Consider the following 18747-nt stretch of genomic DNA (forward strand, 5'->3'; position numbering starts at 1 on the left):
ACTGTATACGGGTGTACGACCGGGTGTTTTGGGGGTAGGGTCCGAGTGGAACTGGGGCGTCCCCAGGTCGGAGGCGAGAGCGATGCGCAACGAGCTTAAGACCTTGATTTTCGCGTCGGTGGTGGTTGGTTGCGGTGACAGCGGGGGTCGCGATAGCGGCGCCGAGAGCACCAGCACCAGTCCAACGGCGGCGAGCCTTGTCACCGTGAGCGACTCGTCGCCGACCGAGCCGGCGCCGACGGAGGGCAGCGCCACGAGCGGCGTGACCGTCGGCAGCAACAGCAACAGCGACAGTCAGGGGACGGACGACATTACCGCGACCTCGCCGGTGTCGGACTCGAACGACAGCACGCCGAAGACGGACGTGGGCAAGCAGCCGGACTTCGGCGTGCCGACCTGCGGCGGCGGCATGGGCGGCGACGATCCGGACTTCTCGTACATCTGGATCGCCAACAGCGCGCAGAACACGATCAGCAAGATCGACACGCAGACGTTGGTCGAGCTCGGGCGCTACATGGTGCGCCCGGACGGCGCGGGTAACCCGTCGCGCACCTCGGTGAACCTGTCCGGCGACGTGGTCACCGCCAGCCGTGAGGGCGGCTTCACCAAGTTCCACGCGCGCATCGAGGACTGCGTCGAGAGCAACGGCATCCCGGGGATCCAGACCGCGGTCGACGCCAACTTCCTGCCGTGGGACCAGGAGGAGTGTCGCGCCTGGCACACGCCGATGGCGTATGCCAGCCAGCGCCCGGCCGCGTGGACGCAGGGCACCTTCAATCAGGGGACCTGCACCTACACCAACCAGAAGGTGTGGACCTCGGGCAACAACGTCCCGGAGGACGGCTCGGTCGACGTGCTGCTGGTCAACGGCGACACTGGGGCGATCGAGGCGACGATCCCGATCAACGGGATCAACCCCGACTTCTACGGGATCTACGGCGCGGCGGTCGACAAGAACGGCAACTTCTGGGGCTCGCAGCTGAGCCAGGGTTGGCTGGTGTTCATCGACCTGCAGACCAAGCAGTCGAAGCAGTGGCCGATGGCGACCTCGGGCTACGGCATGACGGTCGACTCGAAGGGCTATGTGTGGACCTGCTCGAGCAACGCGGCGCGCTTCGACCCGATGACCGAGCAGTGGCAGGTCGTGCCCGCGGGCGGCAGCGGCGGCTGCATGGAGGACGGGGCCGGCACGCTCTACATGAGCGGTGGCGGCGGCGACATCGTCGCGCTCGACACGGTGACCATGGCGGTCAAGCAGAACTTCCCGGTGCCGCAGTACGTGCACGGGATCAGCATCGACTTCTATGGCTACGTGTGGGGCGTATCGATGGGCTCGCAGGCGTACCGGGTCGACCCGAAGGACGGCACCCTGCAGACCTTCGAGGGGCTGGTCGGCGCCTACACCTACAGCGACATGACTGGCTTCGCCCTCAGCAACGTGGGCACGCCCTCGGGCTAGGGTCGGCACGGGCTCTGGCCGCGACCTGGCCAGGGGGCACGCCTTCGGGCTAGCGCGTGGGGGGGGCGGGTGGCGTAGACTCGGGCGCATGATGCGTCCGGGTCTTCGTCGTTTTGCCACTGCGCTGGGTAGTGTGTTGGTTGTGCTCGTCGCGTGCGGGCCGGGGTCCGATGGCAGCGAGGGTACGAGCACCGGCGGCGGGTCGACGGGGTCGACTGGCGAGGCGCCGACCACCGGGACCACCGGGGGGCCGGCGCTGGTGGCCGAGTGCGAGGTCGCGGCCGACTGCGTGCTGGTCAACAACTGCTGCGAGTGCAGCGCGAAGCCGGCGGACGCCGAGGTGGCGCCGTGCGAGGGCATGTGCTTGCAGTCGACCTGCGACGCACAGCTGCGCGATGGGATCGGTGTGGCCTGCCGGATGGGGCGCTGCGTGTTCGCGGAGGTCGAGTGCGAGGGGGCGGTGACCTGCGACACGCTGCTGCCGGACTGTCCGAAGGGCACGACGGTGTCGGTGAAGGACGAGTGCTGGGGGCCCTGCGTCGAGTCGCGCTACTGCATCGGCCGGGGCTGTCCGCTGGACGGCTGCGGGGACGGCTGGACCTGTGTCGAGCACCAGGCCAGCGGCACGCAGTGCGTGCCGGTGCCGCTCGAGTGCGGCGGGGTGGCGAGCTGCGACTGCGCCGCCCCGTACATGGACGAGTTCTGCCCCGCCGCCTGTGTCGACGACGGGATGGGCAAGCTGAGCTGCCAGGACGGCGGCTAGCTGTTCTTGAGCTCGATGGCGGTGGCGGTGAGCACGTACTCGGTGCGCTCGCCGGAGACCGCGGCGGGGTCCTTGCCGGCGTCCTTCTCGAGGTGCTTGACCTGGGCCTCGTTGAAGGTGCGGGCCTCGATCGTGCCCTCGACGACGACGGGCTTGCCCTTGGTGTCCATCGGGATGGTGAAGGCGTGGTCCTTCATGAGCACGCGGGCCTGGGCCTCGCCGTCCTTCACGACCAGCCAGCAGCCCTTCTTCTGGCACACGGACTCGACCTCGCCGGTGACCTGCACGGGGTCCGTGAGGCCGGCCTTGGCGCTGGCCAGCACCTGCGAGAGCGGCTTGTTGTCCTTGAGGGCGAACACGGCGCCGAAGTGGCCGGGGGTGGTGCTGCCGGGGGCCGCCTCGCCGCCGCCGCCGTGCGGGCAGCCGGCCTCTTCGTGCTTCTCCTTGGCGGCGTCCTTGTAGATGCAGCCCTCTTCCTCGTCCTCGGCGGACTTGGCGGGCTCGGCAGCGGCGACCTTGACCTCGGCGGGCTTGGCTGGCTCCGCGGCGACGACCTTGGCCTCGACGGGTTTGGCAGCGGCGGCGGGTGCGGGGGCGTTGTTGCAGCCGGCGGCGAGGACCAGGGCGAGGGCGAGGGGATTCAGGCAGGTGATACGCATCGACAGTTCCTCGCCCGGAGTGTGCGGGGGGGCTCGCAGGGCTGTCAACGCGAGCCAGGGGTCAGGGGGCGCGCCCTGGCTCACAGCGCTGGTCTTGCGGGGGCGCGAGTCGTACAACAAGCGGCCCGTGCCGTCGCGTCCTCGCAACACCTGCTGTCTGTTGGCTCTCGCGGTCGCGCTCGCGGTGGGGCTCGGCGGGTGTGATACGGGCAGCGTGCCGGCGCCGCCGACCGCGGTCCACCGGCCGCGCTTGGCGGTCGTGGTGGTGGTCGACCAGATGCGTGCGGATTATTTGATGCGCTACGGCGACCTGTACCGCGGCGGCCTGGCCCGATTTCGCCGCGAAGGGGCCTGGTTCACGCAGGGGCACGTGCAGCACGCGCTGACGTACACGGCGCCGGGGCACGCGTCGGCGGCCACCGGCACGCACCCGTCGCGCCACGGCATCGTCGCCAACGAGTGGTACGACCGCGCGACCGGTGCCGCGGTGATCTCGGTCGAGGACGACAAGGTCCAGCCGGTGCTGACCGCGGCCGACGTCACCGGCACAGTGCCCGGTCGCTCGCCGCGGCTGCTGCAGCGGCGCGCGCTCGGTGACTGGCTGAAGGCGCATGAGCCGGCGGCGCGGGTGTTCTCGGTGGCGCTCAAGGATCGGGCGGCGGTGCTGATGGGCGGCAAGCTGCCGGACCGCGCCTACTGGTACAGCCCCGAGATGGCCGGCTACGTGTCGTCGAGCTGGTACGCCGACGGGGCGCCGCTGCCGGCCTGGGTGGGGGCCTTCAACGCCAGCGGGGCGGCGCTGCTGCGCTTCGTCGACGGCTGGACGCGGGTGCGCGACTCGTCGGCCTACCTGCGCTCGGGGCCCGACCGGGTGGAGGCGGAGGCCGACGGGGTGCACACCGAGTTCCCGCACATGTTCGACGACGGCACGCCGGCGGCGCGGGCGGCCTTCGCCAAGGGGCTGCTCAAGACGCCCTTCGGCGACGAGATGACCCTGAAGTTCGCGCAGGCGCTGATCGAGGCCGAGCGGCTCGGTGTCGACGATGTGCCCGACCTGTTGATGATCAGCTGCTCGAGCGCCGACTATGTGGGCCACGCCTACGGCCCCTTCAGCCACGAGGTCGAGGACTACTACCTGCGCCTCGACGGCTACCTCGGCGAGCTGCTCGCGTACCTCGACGAACATGTCGGAAAGGACAGCTACGTGGTGGCGCTCACGGCCGACCACGGGGCGCTGCCGCTGCCCGAGGAGGCGCAGCTGCGTGGGCATCACTCGGCGCGGCGGATCGTCACGGCGGACTATCAGAGTCAGGCGCGGGCGGCGGTCACCGGGGCGCTGGCTCGCCTCGGGCTGCCGACGCGGACGCTCAAGTACCTCGGTGAGGACGGCGTGTGGCTCGACCGCGCCGCGGCGGAGGCGGGCAAGGTCGACGTGGTCTCGCTGCGCGCCGAGGTGGCCGCGGCGCTGCGCAAGCTCGACTTCGTGGCCGACGCCTTCACTGCGGATGAGCTCGCCGGCCCCGCGAACGATGAGCAGCGGCCCTTCCTCGGTCGTTATCAGCGCAGCTACTTCGCGCCGCGCAGCCCCGACGTGCAGCTGCGCTTCAAGCAGTGGCAGCTGGTCGACGCGGAGGCCCACGGGACCAGCCACGGCTCGCCCTATGCGTACGACACGCACGTGCCGGTGCTGTTCTTCGGCGCGGGGGTGCGGCCGGGGATGCACGAGCAACCGGTGGGCACCGTGGACGTGGCGCCGACTGTGGCGGAGCTGCTCGGCGTGATGCGACCGGACGACCTCGACGGCCACAGCCTGGCGGCGCTGGTGCGCGGGCGCTGAGCTGGCGCTCGCGGGCGGCGTCAGGCCGGCTGGGCGTAAAGATAGGGGCGGAGCATGGCGAGGAAGCGGCCGCGGGCGCCGACCTTGCGCAGGTTGCCGTAGTGGCCGGCGATCGCCCGATCGATGAAGACGAGCTCGGAGGGCGGCTGGAACGACTCCATGCGCTTGAGGGCGCCGGGCACCTGCTTGATCACGTCGTCGTGGATCGTGGAGGCGGCGAAGTCGAAGGTCTGGTCGCCGAGGAAGGGGAGGGCGAAGATGTCGCGCCAGGCCTTGTAGTACAAGGGCTCGACGCGCGGGCCGTCGGGGTTCAGCACGCCGAGCGCCCGCAGGCCGGCCTCGACGCCGACGTAGTCCTCCTCGAGGCCGCAGCGGATCGTCGCGCCGTAGGCGTCGATGATGGCGTCGGGGATCTGCTTCACGCAGCCGAAGTCGTAGAGGACGATCGTGCCGTCGGGGCGGAAGGCGAGGTTGCCGGGGTTCGGGTCGGCGTGGAGGTTGCGAAACTCGAACAGCTGGCTGACGAGCATCTGAAACAGGTGCTGGCCCAGGAGGTCGCGCGTGGCCTGCGAGTAGCCGCGGGCGTCGAGCTCGGAGATGTGGTCCCCCGGCTCGTAGGTGAGGGTGAGCACCCGCTGTGCTGAGCGCTCGCCGACGACCTCGGGGATGCACACGAAGGGGTGCTGGCGGTGGAACTCGCGGAAGCGGCGGACGTTGTCGGCCTCGTTGCAGTAGTCGAGCTCCTCGTGGAGGCGGGCCTTGACCTCGCGGAAGACCTCGTCGAGCGCCTGCTTGCGCACCTTGATGAGGCCGCTGGCCTTGAGCACCAGCTTGAGCTGCGAGAGGTCGGAGCTGACGGCGGTGTCGACCCCGGGGTACTGGACCTTGACGACGACCTCGCGGCCGTCATCGCTGACGGCGCGGTGGACCTGGCCGATCGACGCGGAGGCGAAGGGGGTGCGGTCGAAGCTGCGGAACAGGGCCTCGGGCGGGGCCCCGAGCTCGCGCTCGATCTGCCCGGCGATGACCTCGTAGTCGACCGGCGGGGCCTCGCGCTGGAGGCCGCGCAGGGCCTCGGCCAGCTCGCGCGGCAGGATGTCGCTGGCGATCGAGGCCATCTGGCCGACCTTCATCACGGCGCCCTTGAGCTCGCCGAGCGTGCGGGCGATGCGGCTGCCGTTGCGCTCGTGGGCGGCCTTGCGGTCGACCTCGGCGGCCTCCTCCGACTGGAAGATCGACTTGAGCCGCGTGGTCGCGTAGCTGCCCGCGACCTGGGCGGTCATGGTGGCGAGCCTGAAGAACCGCCGGCCCTTGGTCACAGGTCCCTCGCTCATCGCACCCTCGAGCTCGTACTCTGCCCGCCTGGCCCGCAGCGCGCAAGCCCGCGACCTCGCGCTGCGCCGGCTCACTGGCTCGTGGGGCTCGTGATGCGTGCCGGGCGCGAGCTCATGGTGTGGTCGTCGCGTGTGCGCGGGCGACGGCGACGTGGCGCGCGAGCTCGGCGATGGTCCGCGGGGCGCAGCCCTCGGCGTTGTTGTTGACGATGCAGTGGTGCGGGAGGCCGAGCGTCTCGGCGCGCAGGATGATGCGCGCGAGCTCGCGGCGGCGGTCCTCGTCGGCGTCGACGATGTGGTCGAAGGGGGCGTAGGCCAGTTCGGCCTGGTCCCACTTCATCAGCGGGTGCAGCATCCAGCGGCACACGATCGCGGGGGCGTGCTCCTGGCGGGTGCGCTCGAACTGCAGGGTCGGCGCGGGCATGCCGGGGTAGACGTTGATGCAGTGCGAGGCGCCGCAGCTGGCGAGGGCGTCGGCGTAGGCGCCGGTGAGCAGCTCGCGGTTGCGGAGCTCCACCGCGTAGAGCGGGCCGCGGGGCAGGCCGGAGAGGAAGCGTTGCAGGCGCTCGGCGAACCAGCGCGGGCCGCCGAAGTGGTCGACATCGGTCGGCGAGAATTGGAACAGCAAGGGACCGGCGCGCTCGCCGAGGCCGGCGAGGGTGGGGCCGACGACCTGCTCGCTCGCGTAGACCGGATCGAGGAAGCGAGGGTTCGGCTGGCCTCGCATCGCGCCGTAGCGGGCGTGCCGCGGGTACACGGCGATCGTGCAGGCGTCGTGGGCCTTGATGAGGAAGCGGAAGTCGGCCGGGACCTGGGCGGCGTAGGTGGCGAACTCCTCCTCCTTGAGCGGGGCGTAGTAGCTGCGGTCGATGCCGACGGCGCGCAGCAGCGGGTGCGCGGCGTAGGCGGGGAGGCCCTCCCGTGACAGCCGCGGCAGCGGGTGCGGCCGGTCGTAGACGAGGTCGGCCCAGCCGGGATAGGCCCACGAGGAGGTGCCGAGGCGCAGCTGCGGCGGCATCACCTGGGCGAGCGCGGCGAGCTCGGGCGGGTGCTCGGCGGGCGCGACTGGCACGGCCACGCTGCCACGCGTGGGGCGCGGGGCGGCGGGCGGCGGGGCGCCGAAGAGGTCGAGCTGATTCTGGCCTGCCATGGTGTTGACGGCAGGCTATCGCAAGATCGCGCGCGCGCAAACCGAGGCGCAGCGCAGCGACGGGTGTTCGAAGGGACAGGTGATGGGGCGCGTCGTCAGCGAGCGCGGGTGTCCGAAGGGACAGGTAGCTCGCGCCGGGGTTCGGTCAGCCGAGGATCGGGAACAGGCGCTCGCTGTACAGCTGGTCGAGGATCGCCTGCATGGTGCCCTGGACCTGGTTGTAGATCGCGGGGGAGCGCTCGCCGATCTCCGGCTCGTCGCACTGGGGGATGGCGATCGCTTGGCCGATCTGCACGGTGATCTTGGCCGGGAGCGGGAGATACGGCAGGGCGCAGGTGGGGCCCCACATCAGGCCCCAGGGGGCCGCCAGCTGCAGCGGCAGCGAGCTGATGCGGGCGAAGCGCGGCAGGTTCATCAGGCGGGCGATGCGTGTGCCTTGCGAGAGCACCATCATCGTCTCGTGCGAGCCGGCGCTGACGATCGGGACGATCGGCGCGCCTGTCCGAAGGGCCAGGTGGATGAAGCCCTGACGCTCGGCGAGCACGATCTTCTTGCGCTGGTGGAACGGGCGCATCGACTCGATGTCGCCGCCCGGGAACACGAGCACCTTGTGCCCCGAGGCCAGGAGCTCGCGCGCCTGGCCCTTGCGGGCGCGGATGATGCCGACCGACTCGAGCACGTCGGCCATCTTCTTGACGCGGAACAGGATGTCGTGCGCCAGGATGTAGATCGGCCGCTCGTAGCCGCAGCTGCGGTAGTAGTGGACGAGGAAAAGGCCGTCGACCGGGTTCAGGCCGCCGTTGTGGTTGCCGACCAGGAGCGCCGGGCCGTCGACCGGGATGTGCTCGAGGCCGCGCACATCGAGGCGGTGATAGCGGGCCAGCTTGTCGAAGGCGGACACGGCGGCGGCCAGCGCCGAGGGGCGCACGCGGGCCCACTCGGGCGCTGCGGCGGGCGCGGGAGCCGGCGCGGAAGCCGGCACAGGAGCCCGCGCTGGCGTGAGGGCCGGGCTGAAGGTGGGAAGGGCCGGCGTCGGGTTGGGGACGGCGCGGAGCGTGGCACCGTGCTCGCGGGCCTCAGGCCCGGGGACGATGGACGCGACCGGCGTCGCCACGGCGACCGGCTTGCGGATCGGGGCTTCCACACCCCGGGGATATGGTTTGGCTAGGCGGATGCCCGGAGTGTTGCATAATCACCACACCCCGTCGACCGCCGCGAAAGATTTTTCGCGCCGACGGTGGCGGCCCGGGCGAAGCCCAGGACCCGGTTCGCGAGGGCCTCGGGCTGCTCAAGGAAGCCGATGTGGCCGAAATTCGGCCATTCTTCGATCTCGGAGCGGGCCGGGAGGTGGCGGCGGAAGAACTCGAGGTGGCTGCGGGGGAGCACACGTTCCTCACGGCCCCAGATCAGGAGGGTGGGCATGCGCAGGCCGCTCAGCTCGGCGGGGCTGAGCATGTGCTCCGGGGTGATGCTGGTGAGGAGCTGGCGCAGCTGGGGGTGGGTGAAGCGCTGGCGGATGCCGTGGGCGAGGGCGTGGCGGAGGATGCCGGCGCCGTTGGCGAACACGGCGTCGACGAAGCGGAGGGCCTCGCGGTGGGTGGAGATCTCGAAGGTGCGGAGGAACTGGGCGAACTGGGCCGGGGGCATCGGGGCGCCACCGGGCGAGACGAGGGCGAGGCCGGCGACCCGCTCGGGGCGGGCGCAGGCGTAGCGGACCGCGGCCAGGCCGCCCATCGAGTTGCCGACGAGGATCGCGGGCTCGTTGGTCTCGCTGAGGACCCGGTCGAGCACTTCGCCGAGCGCAGTGACCATCGATTGATCGCTGAGGCCGCCGACCGGGACCTCGCTGAAGCCGTGGGCCGGCATGTCCGGGGCGATCACTCGCCGACAGTGCGGGGCGAAGCGGCGGATCAGGCCGGCGTAGCAGATCGCGTTGGCGCTGAGTCCGTGCAGCACGACGATCGGTGGCAGGCTCCCCGTGCCCGCGCTGTCGAGCACGTGCATGCGTCCGACGCGGGTGGACAGGAAGCGGCTGCGAAGACCCTGGGCGTTCAATACTCGACGGGCGATGCGTTCGGGTACGGTCAGCATGTCGGTGCTCTTGTGCTGATAGCGTGCGCCAAAAGTCCAAGAAACGGCGACTCTTCGTGGTGCTGGGGATCACAGACGAAAGCGTGCAAAAGCTTGCGCACGGGCCCGTAGGTGTGCTTCCCGCGGAATTTGCCGGCGAGTTTCGCCCGGCGCGAAAGACGGCGTAAGATGGGCGCGTGTCACCTGACCTTTCGGACAGGTTATTGATGAGCGCAGGGAGCCCGGGCTGGGCCCCGCGAGCCCCGGGGAAGCGGGTCGCCTGGGGGCTGTTGGCCCTGTTCATGATCGCCATGGGGGTGCTGCACTTCGTGATCACGAACTTCTTTGTGCTGGCGATGCCGCCGTATCTGCCGTGGCACCGCGAGCTGGTGTACGTGAGCGGGGTCTGCGAGCTCGCGGGCGGGGTCGGGCTGCTGATCCCGCGCCTGCGCCGGGTGGCGGCGTGGGGGCTGGTGGCGCTGCTGGTGGCGGTGTTCCCGGCGAACATCCACATGGCGGTGAACCAGGTGCAGTTCACGCCCGAGCCGATCGCGCCGTGGATCTGGTGGGCGCGGCTGCCTCTGCAGGTGCCGCTCATCGCCCTCGCGTGGTGGATGACCCGCGACGAGCCGCGGCGGTGATCTGCGGCCGCGATGACGGCGTAGTCTGGCGCATGCAGGGTCGCTGGTTGTTGGCGTTGGTGTTGACGGGGTGTGCCACCTCGCAGCCCGCGGGCGGGGTCAGCGAGGCGAGCACGGAGATGGTGAGCAGCGGGCCGCCGACGACCAGCGGCGAGGCGGTGGAGTCGAGTGGTGGGAGCTCGAGCGGCGGCGCGGCGGCGGGGGGTTTGTTGCTCGACGGCGGGACGGTGGTGGGACTGGGCGCGGCGGACGTGCGGGTGGAGGACGGGACGATCACGGCGATCGGCGAGCTGACGCCGATCGCGGGCGAGAAGGTGATCGACGCGACGGGCAAGTGGATCTCGGCGGCATTCATCGACAGTCACGTGCACCTGCTCTACCTGCCGGAGGCGAGCGAGATGGCGGCCGGCGGCGTCGCTGCGGTGGTCGACCTGGCGGCGCCGACGGAGATCTTCACGACCTCGCTGGCGCCGCTGCGGCTGGTGGCGGCCGGGCCGATGATCACGGCGGTCCAGGGCTACCCGACCCAGAGCTGGGGCGCAGGCGGCTACGGCCGCGAGTGCGCCGACGCGGCCGCGGCGGTGGCGGCGGTGAAGCAGCTGCACGCGCTCGGGGCCGGGGTGATCAAGCTGCCGATCACTGACGGGCCGCAGCTCGATGACGCGGCGCTCGCGGCCGCGGCCGCGCAGGCGCATGAGCTCGGGTTGACGGTGGTGAGCCACGCGCTGTCGGACGACCAGGCCCGTCGTGCGGCAGCCGCGGGCGTGGACGTGCTGGCCCACACGCCGACCGAGGCGCTGTCGGCGAAGACGGTGCAGGCGTGGTCGGGGCGCACGGTGATCTCGACGCTGCGGGCGTTCGGCGGGTCGCCGACGACGCTGGCCAACCTGACGGCGCTGCGGGCCGCGGGGGTGACGGTGCTGTACGGGACGGACTTCGGCAACACGACGACGCCGGGGATCGACGGCGGCGAGCTGATGCTGCTGCAGGCGGCCGGGCTGACGCCGCAGGAGATCGTGACGGCGGGGACCAGCGCGCCGGCGAGTCGCTGGCCGGGCCTGGGCGCTCCGCTGGGAGCAGTGGCGGTGGGCAAGGACGCGAGCGTGCTGCTGCTCGCGGCCGATCCGCTGGTCGATCCGTTGACGCTGGCGAGCCCGACGCTGGTGCTGATCCGCGGGGTCGTGCAGGCGCAGTGAGTCGGGGTGTTGACTGTCGACGTCCGCGGCGCTCGCGACGTTGTGTTGGCGCGGCGCCTGACGTAGCTTGCGGCGATGCGCTTGACCTTCATGACCCTGTGCGCCGCGCTGGCGATCGGCTGCGGCGACAATGGTGGCGATGCGACGACGAGCGGCTCGAGCAGCTCGAGCGGGGCGAGCAGCGGCGATGTGCCGACCGGGGGCGGGACGAGCAGCGGCGATGTGCCGACCACGGGAGCCGAGGCCAGCAGCGGCGGCAGCACGGGCGGGCTCGCGACCGGCGGCGAGACGGGCAGCAGCGGAGAGCCGGGCACGACCGGTGATGCGCTCGACTGCGAGGCCGTGGTGGACGGGCAGGTGGCGCCGCAGAAGCTGTTCGTCGGCTATGAGGGCAGCGAGGACCTGGCGTTCGACGGGCACGGGGGGCTGGCGCTCAAGAAGGACGGCAACGTGGTGGTCGTGCGGGCCGACATGAGTGAGACGGTGCTGGCGATGGCGGTGCCGCCGGCGTACGGGACGCGCTTCATGAGCGACGGTCGCCTGCTGGTCGCGTTGCCGCAGGCGGGCAAGGTGATCGCGGTCGATCCGCGCGGGCAGGTCAGCGACTTCTTGACGATGGTGCAGGGGCCGAATGGGATCTTCCCGGACCTCGCGGGCGACGTGTGGATCACCGAGTTCGGCGGCGACCGGGTGCTGCGCGTCGGGGCCGACCCGCAGCCGAAGGTGATCGCGATGGGTCAGGACGCCAGCAGCGCGAACGGGGTGGTGTTCGACCCGCAGCGCTCGCTGCTCTTCTACACGAACTACCAGAGCGGGCAGATCCGCCGGGTGGCGATCGATGGTCAGGGCGAGCCGGCGGCGCCGGAGCTGGTGACGGAGATCGCGGGCGCGAGCCCGGACGGGCTCACGCTCGACGCCTGCGGCTACCTGTATGTCGTCGATCAGGGCAACAGCACGCTGTATCGCGTGCTGCTCGACGAGCTCGGCGAGGCGACGGCGGAGGCGAGCGTGCTGGCGGTGTTCGCGAGCAACGTGGCCAACGCGCAGTTTGGCGTCGGCGAGGGCTTCGACGACCACACGATCTACCTCGCGGGCAACCCGGGCGACGTGTACGCGGTGACGGTCGAGTTCCCGGGGGCGGCGATCGTCAGCGTGCAGTGAGGGCTGCGCGGTGACGGTCGAGTTCCCGGGGGCGGCGATCGTCAGCGTGCAGTGAGGGTCACTTGAAGCTGATGTTGAAGACCTGCACGCTGCAGGTGCGGGTCGGCTTGCCGGCGACGAGGAAGGGCTTGAAGCGCCAGGTCTTGATCGTGTCGCGGCAGATCTCGTCGATCTTGGGGTCGTTGGGGAATTTCTTGACGGTGCGCACGTCGACCGTGCGGCCCTGGGGGTCGACACAGAAGGCGGTCTCGTTCGCGCCGGGGCGGTGGTCGAAGGTGGCGGCCCTGGTGGCCGCGAGCTTGTTCTGGTCGGGGTGTGGGGCGTAGATCGCCTGGGCGCGCACGGTCGCGATCGGGACCGGGGTGCGGGTCTCCGCTGGCGGCTTGTCGCTGCGCTGGGCGATGCCGGTGCCGGGCGGCGGGAGGCCGGGGATGCCGCCCTTGATGCCCGGGACGCCCGGAGGACCGCCGAAGGGGATCGTTCCCGTGCTGTTCGGCAGGCCGTTGCCGACGATCCGACTGGGCCGGGCCTTGGGTGTGGGCAGCTCCTCGGCGAAGGTCTCGGGCGGGATCAGGGGATCCTCGTCGGGCTCCGGCTTGACCTCCTCCTCGGGCTTCACCGCGGGCGCCGCGGGTGGTGCGGGTGGCGGCGGGAACGACTCGATCGCCATCTGGACCATGACGTAGTTGGTGGTCGGCGGGGCGACCTGGGCGATCATCATCTTGTCCATCAGCCACATGAAGCCGACGAGCCCCGCAGTGGCGAAGCCGGCGACGTTGACGGCGAGGGCGATGCGGACGCGACGCTTGCTGTCCGGGGCCTGGTGCTGCAAGTAGTGCTCGAACATGAACTTCCTCCGGTTTGTCTGGTGAATGACAAACGGAACGGTAGGAAGTTTCGTTTTGAGATGGGTAGATTTTTCACGAATGTCGGATCGCGGAGGGGTCCTGGGCTCCGCGGATGAGGGCGGTGCAGGCATCTGTGAGGAGCTCGCGCCAGGCCAGGCCGGGGTCGCTGATGATGCGGATGAGCAGGCCCTGGGCGAGCGACCAGGCGAGGTCGGGGAGGCGGCGCGGGTCGGCGTCGGGTCGCAGGAGGCCGGCCTTGTGGTCGCGTTGCAGGCGCGCGGCGAGGCTGGTGTGGACGACGGCGCTGAGGAGGTGGACCTCGGCGAGCAGGCGCGGGTCGCCGATCACGGGGGCCCAGAGGTAGAGGATGCGAAAGCCGTCGCGGTCGGCGAGGTGGTGCTCGACGCGGGCGCGCAGGAGGGCGGCGAGGCCGGCGAGGCCGGTGTCGGCGCGGACGACCACGCGGCTCAGGACCTCGACCTCGCGGGCGAGGATCGGGAGCGCGAGGGCGGCGACCAGCTCCTCGCGCGAACGAAAGTAGTAGTAGAGGGCGGCCTTGCTGGTGGCGGCGGCGACGGCGAGGCGCTCCATGGTGAAGGCGACCGGGCCGTGGGCGAGCAGGACCTCGCGGGCGCAGGCGAGCAGGACCTGGCGGCGGTTGTCCTGGCGCTTGCTCTTGCGGGCGATCCGCCTGGCCTTTGGGTCAGGCTCGGGCTCGCTGACCGAAAGGACAGGTGGCGCGCGGGTGCTCGCGTCGGCGCGGCGCCGGGCCCGGGGGCGCTGCTGCAGCCCGGCCGCGAGTGGGCTGAGCGAATGGACCGAGCTGCGGGGCATCAGGCGACCGCCTCGAGCTTGGGGATCTCCGCGTGGAGTTCGGGCGTGAGGGTGACCGGCGAGTGGACGAAGAGGCCGCCGCGGCCGAGGCGGATCACGGTCATGCGGGCGCCGAACTCGGCGCCCATGATCTTGAGCCGGTGGTCGGCGATCCACAGAGCAGGCGCGAGCTGCTGAAGCATGGCGAAAACGCTGACCCGGGGTCGAAAAATTTGCAAGCTGGGGCCGCGAGCGTGGCAGGATCAAAGGATGGCAGCCCGCATCGTGCTCCTCCGTGGCGACATCACGATCCGCGACGTCGACGCGATCGTCAACGCGGCGAACAGCAGCCTGCTGGGCGGCGGCGGGGTCGACGGGGCGATCCATCGCGCGGCGGGGCCGGGGCTGCTGGCGGAGTGTCGGCCGCTGCGAGGCTGTCCGACGGGACAGGCGAAGATCACGGGGGGACACGGCCTGCGGGCGCGGCACGTGATCCACACGGTCGGGCCGGTGTGGCGAGGCGGCGGGCAAGGCGAGCCGGGGCTGCTGGCGAGCTGCTACCGCAACAGCCTGCGGCTGGCGGCGCAGCAGGGGCTGCGGTCGATCGCGTTCCCGGCGATCTCGTGCGGGGTGTACGGGTACCCGATCGATCGGGCGTGCGCGACGGCGCTGGCGGAGATCCGGGCGCACGTGGCCGAGGGGTCGTGCGTCGAGTGTGTCGAGCTGGTGTGCTTCGGCGAGGATGTGTTCGCTAGCTACGCGGCGCTGCTCGGCGGGACCAGTGCGGTGATCACCGCGGAGACGGGCGAGGGGGCGCGGCGGGAGCCGCTGGGGCTGCGCGAGCAGATCGTCGGGTGCGTGCTCGGGCTGGTGGTCGGGGACGCGGTCGGGGTGCCGGTGGAGTTCAAGTCGCGGGCGCAGCTCGACGCGGCGCCGGTGACCGACATGACGGGCTTCGGGACCTACAACCAGCCGGCGGGGACGTGGTCGGACGACAGCTCGCTGGCGCTGTCGACCGCGGAGAGCCTGCTCGGCGGCTACGACCCGGGCGACATGATGCGGCGCTTCCACGCGTGGTTGACGACCGGGGCGATGACGCCGCACGGGGAGGTGTTCGACGTGGGGATCGCGACGCGGGCGGCGATCGCCCGCTATGCGCGGGGCGAGCCGATGGAGGCGTGGGGCGGTCGCAGCGAGCGAGACAACGGCAACGGCTCGCTGATGCGGATCGCGCCGCTGGCGTGCGCGGTGCATCGACTCGACGTGGCGACGATCGTCGCGCGCAGCGTCGAGGTGAGCGCGCTGACCCACGCCCACCCGCGCTCGACGCTGTGCTGCGCGTACTTCTCGCTGCTGCTGCGCGGGCTGCTGGGTGGGCAAGATCTACCGGGGGCGATGCGGGCGGCGGCGGCGGACCTGCGGCCCTTCGTGCCGGCGGCGGAGGCGACGGCGCTGGGCCGCGTGCTCGATGGCTCGGTGCTGGCGGCGTCGCGTGAGGAGATCCAGGGCAGCGGCTATGTGCTGCACTGCCTCGAGGCGAGCCTGTGGGCGGCGGCCCGCGCGGGCAGCTACCGCGAGGCGGTGCTGCTGGCGGTGAACCTCGGCGATGACACGGACACGACGGCGGCGGTGACGGGGGCGATCTGCGGGGCGATGGCCGGGACGCGGGCGATCCCCGCGGCGTGGCTGGCAGGGCTGGTGCGCGGCGAGATGGTGCGCGGGCTGGCGGAGCGGCTGGCGGAGCGGGTGCTCGAGGAGAGCCTCACGCGGCATGGGTGAGGCGCCTGGGACATGTCCTGAGGGACAGGTCAGTTGACGACGCCGAAGGGCCGGGACATGTCCTTGGAGACAGGCGCTTCGGGGAAGGCGCGGGTGCACTGGTCGAGGAGCCAGGGGAACTCGGCGTCGTGGTCGGCGAGGCGGAGCTGCACGCAGGTCGCGGCGCGGACGCTGGTGGTCTGCTCGCAGTGGCCGAGGTCGGCGGCGCGGGTGGTCTGGAGGTCGGCGAGGAGCTGGGCGCGGGCGGCGGGGTCGGGCTCGATGTCGCTGTAGAAGGCGACGACGGCGTCGAGCATGGCCGCGCAGGCGGCCCGGCGATCGCCGGGGAGGGGCTCGGGGAGGCGGGGCGTGATCTGCTGGCGGAGGGCCTCGGCCTCGCCGTTGTAGTCAGGCTGCATGCCCGCGCCGCGGGCGTCGTTGTTGGCGGTGCGGGTGGCCACGGGGGCCGGCGTGGCGGGCTGTGAGGGCGGGGCGTTGCTCTCGGGCGGGGTGGCGCAGGCGGATGCGAGGGCGAGGAAGATGAAGGCGCGGACGCGCGGTGGCGCGGGCAGGGAGGGGCCGATGAGGTGCAGCGGTGGCGAGACGTGGAGAGGCGTGCGGTGCATCGCGGTGCGGCGGAGTTGCGGGGTGGCCTTGGCGGCGCGCATCGGGGCTACGATAGCGCACATGATGCCTCGGACGCGATCGACGGGGAGCGGGGGATGGTGCGTGGGTCTGGTCCTGCTGGCAGGGGCGGCGGGAGTCGCGAGGCCCGTCGTGGCGGCGCCGACCGAGCCGGGCAGCTTGACCAACAAGATGCAGGGCGCGGGGGAGTGCGTGAAGTGTCACGCGTTCACCAATCCACCGGAGCTGGCGGGGCAGCCGTACATCACGCCGGCGGCGTGGCAGGCGTCGATGATGGGCAACGCGGCGCGCGACCCGGTGTTCTGGGCGGGCGTGGCGATCGCCCACCAGGACGACCCGGCGGGGACCGCCGACTGTGTGCGCTGCCACGTGCCGCGGGCCTTCCTCTCGGGTCGGCAGGACGTGATAGCGATCGACGAGCTGGTGGCGGACGACCTGACGGGGGTCGACTGCGAGCTGTGTCATCGCCTGCTCAAGGACGACGGGACGCCGGCTGGCAACGCGCTGTATCAGGTCGACGACGTGCTCGGGCTCGACGGGGACGTGCCCAAGCGCGGGCCGTGGGAGTACGAGGGCGAGCCGCCGAAGCATGGCTACTTGCAGGACAGCTACCTCGGCGAGTCGCGGGCCTGCGGGACCTGCCACGACGTGACGACCGGGCAGATGCGGGTCGACGCGGAGGGCCAGCCGCTGGGGGTGCTGTTCAACGAACAGCGCACCTACAGCGAGTGGAAGAACAGCGCGTACGCAGTGGTGGGGCCGGACTTCAAGAGCTGTCAGGACTGTCACATGCCGGCGATGGAGAACGTCGCGGGCTGCGCCGAGTTCAAGACGCAGGGGCTGGTGCACGCGACGGGGGGGCGGCGGCACGATCTGGCGGGGGCGAACCGGCGGATGGTGGAGATCTTGAAGGGGGTGTACGGCGACGCGGGGGCGGGCGATCTGGACGATGTGTTCTTCGATCTCGCGGCCGAGAACATCGACCGCACGCTGGCGGCCGCGGCGACGCTCGAGGTGACGGGGCCGGCGGCGGTCGACCTGGCGCAGGGGATCTCTGGATGGGCCGTGAGGGTGACGAACAACACCGGGCACAAGCTGCCGAGCGGCTACTCGGAGGGCCGGGTGATGTGGCTCGAGGTGACGGGGGTGTACGCCGACGCGGTGGTGTACAGCTCGGGGCGGTGGCTCGACGGGATGGGGCTCGAGGGCGACGCGCAGCAGCGGACGTACATCGGCGACGCGGTCGAGCTGGCGAGTCAGACGCGGTTTCATCTGCTGCGCAACGACGCGTGGCTGGTCGACACGCGGATCCCCCCGAAGGGGTTGAAGCAGGATCTCGAGACAGATCCAGTCGGTGAGCGCTATGCGATCTTGCCGGACAAGACCTGGGCGAATTATGACGACGTGAGCTACGACTTCGCGGCGGCGGAGGTGGTCGACGCGACGCCGGACGATGTGGGCGACGACATGATGACGCTGTCGGTGCGCCTGCTCTACGTGATCAACACGCCGGAGTATCTGCAGTTCCTGGTCGATGAGAACCAGAGCAACATGGCCGGGATGACGGCGTTCGAGCTGTACGAGGGGCTCGGGTCGGTGGTGCCGCTCGAGCTGGCGAGCTGGTCGCAGACGGTGCCGCTGACGGGGCTGGTGCCGGCGGCGAGCGGGTCGACGGGCGATGAGAGCGGGCCCGGGACGAGCGGGGTGACGACGACGGGGGAGGTGCCGACGACGGGTGGGGGCGGGAGCACGGGCGGGGCCGCGTCGACGTCCAGCGGGGAGAGCACGGGCGGGGAGGCGGGCGAGGGTGGTTGTGGTTGTCGCGGTGGGAGCGGGGCTGCGGGGCTGCTGTGGGGGCCGCTGTTGTTGCTCGGTCGTCGGTCGCGGCGCGGGGCGCAGGCGCGTGGCTGCTCGGTCGGCGTCAGGGTGCGAGGGTGAGGGGGACCAGGCGGGCGCGGGTGGCCCGGGCGTAGTCGTCGGGGTGGAGGACGATCTGCAGGCCGCGGGCGCCGGCCGAGACGGAGATGTGGTCGAAGAGCTGGGCGCTCTCGTCGAGGAGCACCGGGTAGTCCTTCTTGCAGGCGAGGGCCGTGACGCCGCCGCGGATGTAGCCGGTGAGCGGGAGGACCTCGCGCAGGGCGACGAGCTCGCAGCGGCGGTCGCCGGTGGCGCGGGCGAGGGCCTTGAGGTCGAGCTGGAGGTCGCCGGGGACGATGGCGAGGCAGATGCCGTGGCGATCGCCGCGGGCGACGAGGGTCTTGAACACTTGCTCGGGGGGGAGGCCGAGCTTGGCGGCGACGCTGACGGCGGCGAGGTCGTCGGGGTCGACCTCGTAGCTGCGCAGCTCGTAGGTGACCCCGAGGTTGTCGAGGATGCGGGCGGCGTTGGTCTTCACGCTAGGGTGTCGAGGATG

General features: G+C 71.4%; 18 protein-coding genes. 8 read left to right on the forward strand and 10 right to left on the reverse strand.

Annotated elements, in window-relative coordinates; all coding sequences use genetic code 11:
* The first annotated feature begins 205 nt into the window (after positions 1–205).
* Together IPJ59_RS06255 and IPJ59_RS06260 are read left to right on the forward strand one after the other, a co-directional pair.
* On the forward strand, positions 206–1459 hold the full coding sequence (locus IPJ59_RS06255; RefSeq protein WP_293270191.1) for an NHL repeat-containing protein: 1254 nt from the start codon (positions 206–208) through the stop codon (positions 1457–1459).
* Between the two features lie 88 nt (positions 1460–1547).
* Entirely contained in the window at positions 1548–2222 is a 675-nt protein-coding gene (locus IPJ59_RS06260; protein WP_293270193.1) for a hypothetical protein, read from the forward strand.
* Here the strand turns inward: IPJ59_RS06260 and IPJ59_RS06265 are convergent.
* Entirely contained in the window at positions 2219–2881 is a 663-nt protein-coding gene (locus tag IPJ59_RS06265; RefSeq protein WP_293248903.1) for a DUF4920 domain-containing protein, read from the reverse strand. The genes IPJ59_RS06260 and IPJ59_RS06265 overlap by 4 nt on opposite strands.
* 127 nt (positions 2882–3008) lie before the next feature.
* Between IPJ59_RS06265 and IPJ59_RS06270 the strand changes: the two genes are divergently transcribed.
* The gene (locus IPJ59_RS06270) at positions 3009–4718 is read left to right on the forward strand and encodes an alkaline phosphatase family protein (RefSeq protein ID WP_293270195.1); all 1710 of its coding nucleotides are present in this window, start codon (positions 3009–3011) and stop codon (positions 4716–4718) included.
* A 20-nt stretch (positions 4719–4738) separates the two neighbouring features.
* Here the strand turns inward: IPJ59_RS06270 and IPJ59_RS06275 are convergent, their stop codons facing one another.
* The 4 genes from IPJ59_RS06275 to IPJ59_RS06290 form a co-directional block, all read right to left on the reverse strand.
* A complete protein-coding gene (locus IPJ59_RS06275) occupies positions 4739–6052 on the reverse strand; it encodes an ABC1 kinase family protein (protein WP_293248897.1) in 1314 nt (437 codons plus the stop codon).
* Positions 6053–6164: 112 nt separating this feature from the next.
* Positions 6165–7202, reverse strand: a complete 1038-nt coding sequence (locus IPJ59_RS06280; RefSeq protein WP_293270196.1) for a DUF72 domain-containing protein — start codon at positions 7200–7202, stop codon at positions 6165–6167.
* Between the two features lie 145 nt (positions 7203–7347).
* Complete coding sequence (locus tag IPJ59_RS06285; RefSeq protein ID WP_293248893.1) at positions 7348–8346, reverse strand: lysophospholipid acyltransferase family protein; 999 nt, start codon at positions 8344–8346, stop codon at positions 7348–7350.
* A gap of 20 nt (positions 8347–8366) precedes the next feature.
* A complete protein-coding gene (locus IPJ59_RS06290; RefSeq protein WP_293248891.1) occupies positions 8367–9293 on the reverse strand; it encodes an alpha/beta fold hydrolase in 927 nt (308 codons plus the stop codon).
* Positions 9294–9469: 176 nt separating this feature from the next.
* Here IPJ59_RS06290 and IPJ59_RS06295 point away from each other — a divergent pair, with 176 nt between their 5' ends.
* From IPJ59_RS06295 to IPJ59_RS06305, 3 genes are all read left to right on the forward strand, one after another.
* Positions 9470–9913 carry a DoxX family protein gene (locus IPJ59_RS06295; RefSeq protein ID WP_293270197.1) on the forward strand — a complete coding sequence of 148 codons (444 nt, stop codon included), beginning with the start codon at positions 9470–9472 and terminating at the stop codon, positions 9911–9913.
* 32 nt (positions 9914–9945) lie between these two features.
* Positions 9946–11109 (forward strand): amidohydrolase family protein, encoded by a 1164-nt coding sequence (locus IPJ59_RS06300; RefSeq protein WP_293270199.1) that lies wholly within the window; start codon positions 9946–9948, stop codon positions 11107–11109.
* Positions 11110–11184: 75 nt separating this feature from the next.
* Positions 11185–12270 (forward strand): SMP-30/gluconolactonase/LRE family protein, encoded by a 1086-nt coding sequence (locus IPJ59_RS06305; RefSeq protein WP_293270201.1) that lies wholly within the window; start codon positions 11185–11187, stop codon positions 12268–12270.
* A gap of 58 nt (positions 12271–12328) precedes the next feature.
* Here IPJ59_RS06305 and IPJ59_RS06310 read toward each other — a convergent pair whose 3' ends face one another.
* From IPJ59_RS06310 to IPJ59_RS06320, 3 genes are all read right to left on the reverse strand, one after another.
* Positions 12329–13117 carry an energy transducer TonB gene (locus IPJ59_RS06310; protein WP_293248883.1) on the reverse strand — a complete coding sequence of 263 codons (789 nt, stop codon included), beginning with the start codon at positions 13115–13117 and terminating at the stop codon, positions 12329–12331.
* A 73-nt stretch (positions 13118–13190) separates the two neighbouring features.
* The gene (locus IPJ59_RS06315) at positions 13191–13952 is read right to left on the reverse strand and encodes a TetR/AcrR family transcriptional regulator (protein ID WP_293248880.1); all 762 of its coding nucleotides are present in this window, start codon (positions 13950–13952) and stop codon (positions 13191–13193) included.
* A complete protein-coding gene (locus IPJ59_RS06320) occupies positions 13952–14134 on the reverse strand; it encodes a DUF4336 domain-containing protein (protein WP_293270203.1) in 183 nt (60 codons plus the stop codon). The genes IPJ59_RS06315 and IPJ59_RS06320 overlap by 1 nt, the downstream gene beginning before the upstream one ends.
* Positions 14135–14201: 67 nt before the next feature.
* On the opposite strand from IPJ59_RS06320, the gene IPJ59_RS06325 reads away from it, so the two are divergent.
* On the forward strand, positions 14202–15710 hold the full coding sequence (locus tag IPJ59_RS06325; RefSeq protein ID WP_293270205.1) for an O-acetyl-ADP-ribose deacetylase: 1509 nt from the start codon (positions 14202–14204) through the stop codon (positions 15708–15710).
* Positions 15711–15739: 29 nt separating this feature from the next.
* On the opposite strand, the gene IPJ59_RS06330 is transcribed toward IPJ59_RS06325, so the two are convergent.
* On the reverse strand, positions 15740–16357 hold the full coding sequence (locus tag IPJ59_RS06330) for a hypothetical protein (protein ID WP_293270207.1): 618 nt from the start codon (positions 16355–16357) through the stop codon (positions 15740–15742).
* Between the two features lie 109 nt (positions 16358–16466).
* Between IPJ59_RS06330 and IPJ59_RS06335 the strand changes: the two genes are divergently transcribed.
* Positions 16467–18272 (forward strand): multiheme c-type cytochrome, encoded by a 1806-nt coding sequence (locus IPJ59_RS06335; RefSeq protein ID WP_293270209.1) that lies wholly within the window; start codon positions 16467–16469, stop codon positions 18270–18272.
* Here the strand turns inward: IPJ59_RS06335 and ybaK are convergent.
* On the reverse strand, positions 18256–18729 hold the full coding sequence (ybaK, locus tag IPJ59_RS06340; RefSeq protein ID WP_293270211.1) for a Cys-tRNA(Pro) deacylase: 474 nt from the start codon (positions 18727–18729) through the stop codon (positions 18256–18258). The genes IPJ59_RS06335 and ybaK overlap by 17 nt on opposite strands.
* Positions 18730–18747: the final 18 nt, after the last annotated feature.

Origin of the sequence: Nannocystis sp. (assembly GCF_016714285.1) — a bacterium.
GTDB lineage: Bacteria > Myxococcota_A > Polyangia > Nannocystales > Nannocystaceae > Nannocystis.